At 72.4% G+C, this 10,409-nt stretch carries 8 protein-coding genes and 1 tRNA gene; 2 read left to right on the top strand and 7 right to left on the bottom strand.

The genetic code is table 11. The features are described from left to right. Positions 1-49: 49 nt before the first annotated feature. Positions 50-126, bottom strand: a tRNA-Pro gene (locus JWP64_RS19270). 37 nt (positions 127-163) lie between these two features. Beyond that, positions 164-1,099 carry a metallophosphoesterase gene (locus JWP64_RS19265; protein ID WP_297499115.1) on the bottom strand — a complete coding sequence of 312 codons (936 nt, stop codon included), beginning with the start codon at positions 1,097-1,099 and terminating at the stop codon, positions 164-166. Positions 1,100-1,144: 45 nt separating this feature from the next. Between JWP64_RS19265 and JWP64_RS19260 the strand changes: the two genes are divergently transcribed. Continuing rightward, positions 1,145-1,615 (top strand): GatB/YqeY domain-containing protein, encoded by a 471-nt coding sequence (locus JWP64_RS19260; RefSeq protein ID WP_297499113.1) that lies wholly within the window; start codon positions 1,145-1,147, stop codon positions 1,613-1,615. 73 nt (positions 1,616-1,688) lie between these two features. On the opposite strand, the gene topA is transcribed toward JWP64_RS19260, so the two are convergent. The 5 genes from topA to JWP64_RS19235 all read right to left on the bottom strand — a co-directional run bounded on the left by topA (position 1,689) and on the right by JWP64_RS19235 (position 9,677). After that, positions 1,689-4,436 (bottom strand): type I DNA topoisomerase, encoded by a 2,748-nt coding sequence (gene topA / locus JWP64_RS19255; RefSeq protein ID WP_297499119.1) that lies wholly within the window; start codon positions 4,434-4,436, stop codon positions 1,689-1,691. 327 nt (positions 4,437-4,763) lie between these two features. After that, entirely contained in the window at positions 4,764-5,903 is a 1,140-nt protein-coding gene (locus JWP64_RS19250; RefSeq protein ID WP_297499111.1) for a hypothetical protein, read from the bottom strand. Between the two features lie 76 nt (positions 5,904-5,979). After that, complete coding sequence (locus JWP64_RS19245) at positions 5,980-6,582, bottom strand: hypothetical protein (protein ID WP_297499108.1); 603 nt, start codon at positions 6,580-6,582, stop codon at positions 5,980-5,982. A gap of 100 nt (positions 6,583-6,682) precedes the next feature. Beyond that, complete coding sequence (locus tag JWP64_RS19240) at positions 6,683-7,225, bottom strand: hypothetical protein (protein ID WP_297499106.1); 543 nt, start codon at positions 7,223-7,225, stop codon at positions 6,683-6,685. Between the two features lie 139 nt (positions 7,226-7,364). Continuing rightward, positions 7,365-9,677, bottom strand: coding sequence for a sodium-translocating pyrophosphatase (locus JWP64_RS19235; protein WP_297499117.1), 2,313 nt, complete (start codon positions 9,675-9,677; stop codon positions 7,365-7,367). 449 nt (positions 9,678-10,126) lie between these two features. On the opposite strand from JWP64_RS19235, the gene JWP64_RS19230 reads away from it, so the two are divergent. Next, positions 10,127-10,285, top strand: coding sequence for a hypothetical protein (locus JWP64_RS19230; RefSeq protein ID WP_297499104.1), 159 nt, complete (start codon positions 10,127-10,129; stop codon positions 10,283-10,285). Positions 10,286-10,409 lie beyond the last annotated feature (124 nt).

The following is a 10,409-nucleotide window of genomic DNA, read 5'->3' as shown; positions in this document are numbered from 1 at the left end:
GAGGCCCCGGTCCCGGGCTCCGTCTGGAGCCTGTGACCAGGGCCTCTGGTGGTCGGGGTGACAGGATTTGAACCTGCGACCTCTTCGTCCCGAACGAAGCGCGCTACCAAGCTGCGCCACACCCCGAATGCCCAGGCGGTGTTTCCCTGAGCCGTGGAGAACTCTACCCGACGTCCGCGGACGCCGTCGCGGGGGGCGCCTTCTCCGTCCGTACCCCCGCCGGGCGCGGTACGAGGGTCAGCAGGCTGGCCTCCGGCGGACAGGCGAAGCGCACCGGGGCGAACGGCGAGGTGCCCAGGCCGGCGGACACGTGCAGGTGCATGCGCGCGCCCCAGCGCGAGACGCCCCGGGCCCGGGAGCGGTCGATGCCGCAGTTCGTGACCAGGGCGCCGTAGCCGGGCAGACGGAGCTGGCCGCCGTGCGTGTGACCGGCGAGGACGAGGTCGTAGCCGTCCGCGGCGAAGGAGTCCAGCACGCGCGGCTCGGGGGAGTGGGTGAGGCCGAGCCGCAGGTCCGCGGTGATCGGGCCGGAGACGCTGTCGTAGCGGTCCAGCGCGAGATGCGGGTCGTCGACGCCGGAGACGCCGACCCGCACCCCGTCGAGGTCCAGGAAGACGCGCTGGTGCGTCGCGTCCTGCCAGCCGTGCTCGACGAACGCCGCGCGCAGGTCCCGCCACGGCAGCGGCTCGCCGTGGATGCGGCGTTCGCTCGGGCGCAGGTAGCGCATCGGGTTCTTCGGGGTGGGGCCGAAGTAGTCGTTGCTGCCGAACACGAAGAGGCCGGGCTTCTCCAGCAGCGAACCCAGCGCGGTGAGGACGCCGGGCACGGCCTTGGGGTGCGCGAGGTTGTCCCCGGTGTTGACGACGAGGTCCGGCTCGAGCGAGGCCAGCTCGGACACCCAGCGCTTCTTGCTCTCCTGGCCGGGCGTGAGGTGCAGGTCCGAGATGTGCAGGATCCGCAGCGGACGTGTGCCCAGCGGCAGCACGGGCACCGTGGCCTCGCGCAGGGTCCACCGCCGCAGCTCGTAGCCGGCTGCGTACGCGACCGTCGCCGCCCCCGTGGTGGTGGCGCCCAGCGCCACCCGTGCCCAGCTGTTCACGAACGCCAGGGTACGTCGCGGCCCGGTGGACTACCGTCTGCGTCCGTGAGCGCCTTGAAGGACCAGCTGCGGACCGACCTGACGGCCGCGATGAAGAACCGCGACGAGCTGGTGAAGTCCACCCTGCGGATGACCTTGACCGCGATCGGCAACGCCGAGGTCGCCGGTACCGAGGCCCGTCAACTCGACGACGCCGAGGTGCTGAAGGTCATCACCAAGGAGGCCAAGAAGCGGGCCGAGTCCGCCGAGGCCTTCGCCGCCGCGGGCCGCGACGAGCTCGCCGCGCAGGAGCGGGCCGAGGGCGAGGTCCTCGCGCGCTACCTGCCCACCCAACTCACCGACGACGAGCTGACCGCGATCGCCGAGCAGGCCGTCGCGGACGTCACCGCGGAGACCGGGGAGAAGCCCGGGCCGCGGCAGATGGGCGTGGTCATGAAGAAGGCCACCGCCGCCGCCGAGGGGCGCGCCGAGGGCGGCCGGGTGGCGGCGGCGGTGAAGAAGCTGCTCATCGGCTGAACCTGTTTCCGCAGTTCGACAAAACCTGTGCGCGGGAAACTTCGTTCTAGCGAGGTTTCCCGCGCACAGGGCGCTACTTGGTGGTCTTCCGCTTCGAGACGGTGCGCGTCGTCGTCTTCGGCGGGGTCTTGCGGGCGGCCGCGGGCTTCTTCGCGGCCGCCTTCTTCGGCGGGGCCTTGAGGCGACGTTCGGCGAGCAGCTCCGAGGCGCGCTCGTCCGTGATTTCCTCGACCGAGTCCCCCTTGCGGAGCGACGCGTTCGTCTCGCCGTCGGTGACGTACGGGCCGAACCGGCCGTCCTTGATCACCATCGGCTTGTCCGTGGCCGTGTCCTTGCCCAGCTCGCGCAGCGGCGGGGTCTTCGCCGCGGAGCCGCGGCCGCGCTGCTTCGGCTGCTTGTAGATCTCCAGCGCCTCGTCGAGCGTGACCGTGAACAGCTGGTCCTCCGAGGAGAGCGACCGCGAGTCCGTGCCCTTCTTCAGGTACGGGCCGTAGCGGCCGTTCTGCGCGGTGATCTCGTCCCCGCTGTCCGGGTCCTTGCCGACGAGCCGGGGCAGCGACAGCAGCTTGAGCGCGTCGTCGAGCGTCACGGACTCCACGGACATGCTCTTGAACAGTGAGCCCGTGCGCGGCTTGGTCTTGGCCTTCTTCGCCGCGGCTGCCTCCTCCTCGGAGAGCAGCTCGGTGACGTACGGACCGAACCGGCCCTCCTTCGCGACGATCTCGTGCCCGGTCACCGGGTCCGTGCCGAGCGTGCGGCCCTCCTGCGGCACCGAGAACAGCTGCTCGGCGATCTCCGCGGTGAGCTCGTCCGGGGGCAGGTCCTCGGGCAGGTTCGCGCGCTGCGTCTTCGGCTTGCCCTCGTCGTCGGTCTCGCCGGTGGCCCGCTCCATGTACGGGCCGTAGCGCCCGACGCGGACCACGACGTCGCGCCCCTCGGCGTCGGTGAACAGCGGGATCGAGTTGATCGTGCGGGCGTCGATCTCCTCGAGGTTCACCCCGACCAGCTTCTTCAGCCCGCCGGCGCGTGCCACCGAGCCCTCGGCGCTGGTTCCGTCGCCGAAGTAGAAGCCGTTCAGCCACGCGTTGCGGGTGAAGTTGCCCGACGCGATGGAGTCCAGCTCGTCCTCCATGGCGGCGGTGAAGTCGTAGTCCACCAACCGGCCGAAGTGGTGCTCGAGCAGCCCGACCACCGAGAACGCGACCCACGACGGGACGAGCGCGGAGCCCTTCTTCCAGACGTAGCCGCGGTCCTGGATGGTCTTGATGATCGACGCGTACGTCGACGGCCGGCCGATACCCAGCTCCTCGAGCTGCTTGACCAGGCTCGGCTCGGTGAAGCGGGCCGGCGGGTTGGTCGAGTGGCCCTCGGGGGTGAGCTCGGCGGCGGTGATGACCTGGCCCTCGGTGAGCTCCGGAAGCCGGGACTCGGCGTCGTCCGCCTGGCCGCCGGTCTGGTCGTCGACCGTCTCGACGTAGGCCTTCAGGAAGCCCGGGAACGTGATCGTGCGGCCGGAGGTGGCGAACACGACGTCCTCGCCGGTCGCCGCGCTGCCGTTGATCCGGATGCTGACCGTGGTGCCGCGCGCGTCGGCCATCTGCGAGGCGACGGTGCGCTGCCAGATCAGCTCGTAGAGCCGGAAGTCGTCCCCGTCGACCTCGCGGGCGATCTCGCCCGGGGTCCGGAACGTCTCGCCGGCCGGCCGGATGGCCTCGTGGGCCTCCTGCGCGTTCTTGACCTTCCGCGTGTACTGCCGCGGCGCGGACGGGACGTAGGAGTCCCCGTACAGCTCGCGGGCCTGGGCGCGGGCGGCCGCGATCGCGGACTCGGACAGCGTGGTCGAGTCCGTACGCATGTAGGTGATGTAGCCGTTCTCGTACAGCCGCTGCGCGCCGCGCATCGTGCGCTCGGCGGAGAACCGGAGCTTGCGGCCGGCCTCCTGCTGCAGCGTCGAGGTCATGAACGGGGCGTACGGCTTGCGGGAGTACGGCTTCGACTCGACGGACGCGACGGTCAAGTCCCGGCCCTCGAGGGACTCCGCCAGCCGGCGGGCACTCGCCTCGTCGAGGACGCGGACCTCGTCGTTCTTCAGCCGACCGTCCGGCCCGAAGTCCCGACCGGTCGCGACGCGGCTGCCGTCGACGCTGACCAGGCGCGAGCCGAACTGGCGCGGGGTGGCCTGGGCGCCGGCGTCCATGGTCGCGGCGATGTCCCAGTAGCCGGCGGAGACGAACGCCATCCGCTCACGCTCGCGCTGCACGATCAGCCGGGTCGCGACGGACTGCACGCGGCCCGCCGACAGCTTCGGCATGACCTTCTTCCACAGCACGGGGGAGACCTCGTAGCCGTAGAGCCGGTCCAGGATGCGCCGCGTCTCCTGCGCGTCGACGAGGTCCTGGTCCAGGTCCCGCAGGTTCTCCGCGGCGGCCCGGATCGCGGTCTCGGTGATCTCGTGGAAGACCATCCGGCGCACGGGGACCGTCGGGCGCAGGGTGTCCAGCAGGTGCCAGGCGATCGCCTCGCCCTCACGGTCCGGGTCCGTCGCGAGGAGGAGCTCGTCGACGCCCTTGAGTAGGTCCTTGAGCTCGGCGACCTTGCCCTTCTTCTCCGGCGTCACGATGTAGAGGGGGTGGAACTGGTTGTCGACGTCCACGCCGAGCCGGGCCCAGCTCTCGCCCTTGTACTTGGCGGGGACGTCCGCGGCACCGCGCGGCAGGTCCCGGATGTGCCCGACGGAGGACTCGACGACGTAGTCGTCGCCCAGGTAGGGGGCGATCTTCTTGGCCTTGGTGGGCGACTCCACGATCACGAGCCTGCGCATCGGACGCCCGGTGTCCGTGGACGCGGGCGTGCCGGTGCGGCGGCCACCACTGGCCGCTCGGGTGCGCTTCGAGGCAGGTGCCACGACGCCGTCGGCGCTCGTGTCGCTGTCCTCGGAGCTCGTCGTTCGGGTTGCCACCTTGGTCCTACTCCATCCCTCCGGGCGCGCCGCCGTCCGGCTCGCGCCCGCCGCTCGGACCCGTTCCGATACGGATCCGCCAGTATCCCCGAACCGGGGACCTCGGCCGCCACGGTCGCACACCGACGCTGTGTATCGCATCGGTCACACCGTGAGCGGAACGTGACGAGCGGGAGCGTAACCGGCGCGTCAAGCGATGTTCCGCCCCCAGTACCGGGGCCATTCGGCCGCCGGAACGCCCCCGGGGGGTGCCCCGACGAGCTCGGCGAGCCGCTGCATGCGGCGTGTTCCACTGATTCGCAACGCCGGCCCGGCGGCCCGGCATTCCCGCGGGGCGGGTGGCGGGACACCGGCCCCGTCGAGGTCCGGGACGTGGAGGGTTGTCGCGTCCGTCGCGATGACGCCGTGCCCGGACGGCTGCTCCGGCCCACGGGTTCGGACGGCGACGGGCCGGGGCCTGTCGGGTGCCGCCCGGTCCGGGCGCGGGGCGGACGCGCCGCCGCCGATCACGGTTCCGGACTCGTCCTCGTCGATCGGCCAGTCCTCCGCCGACCAGTGATCCTCCGGCCAGTCCTGCTCGGGCCAGCCACCGTCGGTCCAGTCCGGGCCCGGCCCGTCAGCGGGGTTGCGGTCGACGGGGTTGCGGTCGGCGAGGTGCCGGTGGGCCGGCGTCCGGCCGGCGTCGTGCGGGTGCTCCTCGGGGTTCCCGTCGTGGGCCGGGTGCTCGCCGGTCGGCGGAAGCCCGGGCCGGTTGACGGATCCGGATCCGGCCGCCGCGGCCGGCTCGGGGGCCGGGAGCAGCAGCGGGCCGAGCGTGCCGTGCCGGGCGCAGGGGCGGGTGCCCCCGCACGTCGGGGAACCCGCCCGGGCCGGCGGTAACCCGACCCGGGTGGCGGCGGCGATGAGCCGCTCGTGGGTCCAGGGCGCGTCCGGGTCGAGCAGCAGCAGGTAGCCGCCCCGATCGTCCGCCAGACCCGCGACGAGGCTCCACAGCCGCAGCAGCGTGCCGTCGAGCTGCAGGTCCGAAGGCACGACCTTGCGCCCGTCCGGCCCGGTCCACGCGGCGGCGAGCTCCGCGAGGTCCCGGCGGTAGGTGGTGCGGAGCTCCGGACTGCCGCACAAAGCGACGCCGACCTCGAGCGGGATCGACCGCGCCGCGGCCTCGGCACGCAGCTCCGGAACCCGGGACTCGTCCGCCACGACGACGCTCAGCCGCGCCGTGTCACCCGCGCCGAACCGGCTGATCCGCCCCGGGCCGCACAGCAGCCCGGCCAGGTCCCCGAGCCCGGCCGGCCTGGCGTCGGAGGAGAAGAGGGACAGCTGCGCCACAGGCGCGATGATAGAACATGCGTTCGATCTTCGGGAGTACGACGCGCCGGGCGGTAGTGAAGATCAGCCGGGCGGGTCAGCCGGGAGGGGCGAGGGACTGCAGTTTCTGGCAGTTCGCCGCCTGTCCGGCCGCCTTGTCCAGGCGCGGGGAGGCCTTGAGGTTCCCGATCGCGTCCGGGGCGGTGACCTCGTTCAGGCTCTTCTCGGCCTCGCTCAGGGCCCCCTGGAACGAGGCGATGTCGTTCGGGTTCGCCGCGTCGACCTTGGCCTTGGCGGCCCCGACGTCGCCGTCCAGCTTCTTCAGGCCGTCGCTGATGGTCGTGACGGTCTCGTCGCCGCCGCTGACCGGGGACCGACCGACCGCGCCCAGCTGCGTCTGGCTCTGCTCCAGGCCGGTGACGGTGGAGCCGAGGTAGTCCGACAGCCGCTGCTTGATCGTCGGCAGGTCCAGCCGGCCGGCGAAGTCCGGCGCGCTGAGCGCCGGGGTGGTGTAGGTGAGGACGGCGCCGCAGACCCTGTCGACCCAGGCGACGGGATCGCTGCCCGGCCCCTCGGTGGGCTGGGGCGCAGGGTCCGCGGCGGGGACCCCGGCGACGACGGACGAGCAGCCGCCGCCGAACAGCAGCGCGCCGACGACGGCGGCCACGGCGACCCGGGACGGGCGCGGCGTCAGCGGCACGGACCGCCTCCTGTCTCCTCGCGGCGCCCCGGCCGGGCCGGGGCGCACGATCAGCACGACGGCTCGACCCTATACGGGGCGCGCCGCGAGGGTCTGCACGTCAGCCGCCGGAGCCCCCCGGTGCGGCCTGTCGGAGACGCTCGCAGGCGGGGGCCCGATCGGCCGCGGCGCTGAGCTCGGGCGTCCCCCGCAGGTCGTCGCCGGTGGGGATGCGCAGCTGGTCCAGCGGCGCGAGGGCGGCGGGCAGGCCGTCGCGGACCGCGTCCGCGGAGGTGGTGCCGAGGGCGTCGACGGCGGCCCGGGCGCTGCGGAACGCCTCGCGGTACTGCCGGAGCCGGTCGCCCAACCCGATCACCGCGTCGTCCCCGCCGTCGACGGGGGACGGGCCGAGCCGGCCGAGGCCCGAGGCCGTGGCGTCGAGCGCCGTGAGGGTGGTGTCGAGGTGGCGGCGCAGCTCCCGGGCCTGCGCGACCGGCTCGGCCTTCGCGGCGGGCGTGGTCCGGGCCGCCTCCAGGAAGGGACGAGTGGTGTCGCAGAGCCGGCCGGTCCACACCACGGTGTCGTCCTGCGGGTTCGCTGTGCAGCCGGCGACACCGAGGGCGAGCACGGCTGCGGCGGCGGCCGGCAGCAGGCGGCGTCGCATCCGGCTTCCCTCCCCGCTTCCCACCCGGCGGACCGTAGCGGCCCGGAACGGCGAGAGGCCGCCCGCCCCGGAGGGGGACGGACGGCCTCTCGGTACCGCTCCGACCTGCCACGCCGGCGGTGCCGGCGCCGCAGGGCACTCAGCCGACGGTGGTGTCCGCCGGGGTGTCCGCGATCTGCGACGACCGCCGCTTCGACACCACGACCGCCGCGACGATCACCGCGACCGCGACCAGCGCGATCACGATGCGCACGGGCGTCGACGCCGAGTCCCCGACCGAGAACGTCACGACGGCCGGGGCGATCAGCACGGAGACCAGGTTCATCACCTTGATCAGCGGGTTGATCGATGGGCCGGCCGTGTCCTTGAACGGGTCCCCGACGGTGTCGCCGATGACGGTGGCCTCGTGCGCGGGCGAGCCCTTGCCGCCGTGGTTGCCGTCCTCGACCAGCTTCTTCGCGTTGTCCCACGCGCCACCGGAGTTGGCCAGGAAGATGGCCATCAACGTGCCGGTGGCGATGGCGCCGGCCAGGTAGCCGGCCAGCGGGCCGACGCCGAGTCCGAAGCCGACCGCGATCGGCGCGAAGATCGCCAGCAGGCCGGGGGTGGCCAGCTCGCGCAGCGAGTCCCGGGTGCAGATGTCGACCACGCGGCCGTACTCCGGCCGCACGGTGCCCTCCATGATCCCGGGGTTCTCCCGGAACTGGCGGCGCACCTCGAAGACGATCGCGCCCGCCGCGCGGGTCACCGCGTTGATCGCGAGCCCGGAGAACATGAACACCACCGACGCGCCGATGATCACACCGACCAGGGTGTTCGGGGCGAACACCTCGCTGGCGAACCCGGTGCCCGCGTCCGCCAGCGCGACGCCGGCCTTGGCCAACGCGACGTTGATCGCGTCGCGGTAGGAGCCGAACAGCGCCGTCGCGGCGAGCACCGCCGTGGCGATCGCGATGCCCTTGGTGATCGCCTTGGTGGTGTTCCCGACCGCGTCGAGCTCGGTGAGGATGTCCACGCCGTCCCCCTTGACGTCGCCCGACATCTCCGCGATGCCCTGCGCGTTGTCCGCGACCGGGCCGAACGTGTCCATCGCGACGATGACGCCGACCGTGGTGAGCAGGCCGGTGCCGGCGAGGGCCACGGCGAACAGCGCGACCGTGATCGAGCCGGTGGCCAGCGTGAATGCGCCGAACACGGCGGCGCTGATCACCAGCGCGGTGTAGACGGCGGACTCGAAGCCGATGGAGATGCCGGACAGGATGACCGTCGCGGCACCGGTCAGGGACGACTTGCCGACGTCCTGCACCGGCTTGTCCTCGGTGCCGGTGAAGTAGCCGGTCAGCTTGAGGATGGCCGCCGCGAGCACGATGCCGATGATCACGGCGATGGTGGCGATGACCCGGGGGTCGCTGCCTGCCATGTCCGCGACGACCGTGGTGTCCGTCGGCCCGTTCAGCGCGGCGAAGCTGCCCGGGAGGTAGACGAACGCGGCGACCGCGCAGAGCACCGCGGAGACGACCGCGGAGATGTAGAAGCTGCGGTTGATCGTCTTGAGGCTGCCCTCGTTCGCCCGGGTCCGGGTGATGTAGACGCCGAGCACCGCGGTCAGGACACCGATCGCGGGGATGATCAGCGGGAAGAGCAGGCCCTGGAGGCCGAAGGCGGCGGTACCGAGGATGAGCGCGGCGACCAGCGTCACCGCGTAGGACTCGAAGAGGTCCGCGGCCATACCGGCGCAGTCGCCGACGTTGTCGCCGACGTTGTCCGCGATGGTCGCGGCGTTGCGCGGGTCGTCCTCGGGGATGCCCTGCTCGACCTTGCCGACCAGGTCCGCGCCGACGTCCGCGGCCTTGGTGAAGATGCCGCCGCCGACACGCATGAACATCGCCAGTAGGGCGGCGCCGAAGCCGAAGCCCTCCAGCACCTTGGGCGCCTGTCCGGCGTAGACGAGCACGACGAGGGCCGCCCCGAAGAGCCCCAGGCCGACGGTGAACATGCCGACGACGCCACCGGTGCGGAACGCGATCCTGGTCGCCTTCTCCCGCCCGCCGGGCTCGTTGGACGCCGCGGCGACCCGGATGTTCGCCCGCGTCGCGAGCCACATGCCGAGGTAGCCGATGGTCGCCGAGAAGACGGCACCGATGATGAAGAAGATCGAGCGCCCTATTCGTTCTCCGAGGTCGTCCGCCGGTAGGGCGAAGAGCAGCAGGAACACGACGACGACGAAGCCGCCGAGGGTCTTGAACTGCCGGTTGAGATACGCTGCGGCGCCTTCCTGGACCGCTCGGCCGATCTCCTGCATCTTCGGGGTGCCGTCGCCGGCGGCGAGGACCTCCCGCAGGAGCGTGTAGCCGATCGCCAGTGCGACGAGCGCGACCACCGCGACCACGCCGACTATGACGCGGTCACCCCCTCCGAGCTCGAGGCCCTGGGCGAGGGTCATGGCGGACACGGACATCCGTCCTCCTGAGTTCGCGTGACTTCTCACGCCAGGGCCGGCCGCGGCGGTTCTGGACTGCGTGACGGCTTCCCTGACGTCGATCGCACCCGTCGGCGCTGGTGGGCGTCGCGGGTGTGTGCAGTGTAAGAGTGTGGTGGATCTCCCACGTGAGAGGGAGGTCACGCGAAGATCGAATCGTTGTCGTGATGAAACACACACGGATTCGACTGGCTCCTCCGGCCGGGCTCTATCATCGTTGAACCTGAAATGATCAGAGGCCGCAACGTCCGCGGGATCCGAGGACTGGGCCTCCTGCTGGCGGCGGCAGGGCTCCTCACGATCCCGATCGCCGAGTCCGACGAACTCACCGCGGACGCGCGGTCCCGCCTGTCCGCGCCCACCCCCCGGGCGCGCCGAAGCCCGGTGACACCCTGCGCCTGTCCGCGCCCGCCCCGTCGGTGGTGACCGCCCCCGAAGCGCAGCCCGAACCCGAGTTCGAGACCGGGCTGGCGGACGCCGCGGTCGCCGCGGCGCAGGCCGTCGTGTCCGGGGGCACCGAGCTCGCGGTCGCGGTGCTGGACCGCGCCATTCGGACGACCGGTTCGTCGTCGCGCTGCTGAGCGTTTAGCCCCGGATCCGTGGCTGGGCCGGTGCCCGGGAGGAGCTGACCACCGTGGCCATCTCGCTGGCCGGGGCCCTCACCTGACGCCTCCCCGGCGGAAGTGTCGGCGCTGTGTGCGAGGG

The organism is Pseudonocardia sp. (assembly GCF_025465255.1).
Lineage (GTDB): Bacteria > Actinomycetota > Actinomycetes > Mycobacteriales > Pseudonocardiaceae > Pseudonocardia.
The sequence above is the reverse complement of the archived record's forward strand: the minus strand, read 5'-3'. Positions and strand labels throughout refer to the sequence as shown.

Coding starts and splice junctions, on each gene's coding strand:
- topA (WP_297499119.1), bottom strand. CDS start 4,436: ATGCGCAGGCTCGTGATCGTGGAGTCGCCCACCAAGGCCAAGAAGATC.
- JWP64_RS19240 (WP_297499106.1), bottom strand. CDS start 7,225: ATGCGACGCCGCCTGCTGCCGGCCGCCGCCGCAGCCGTGCTCGCCCTC.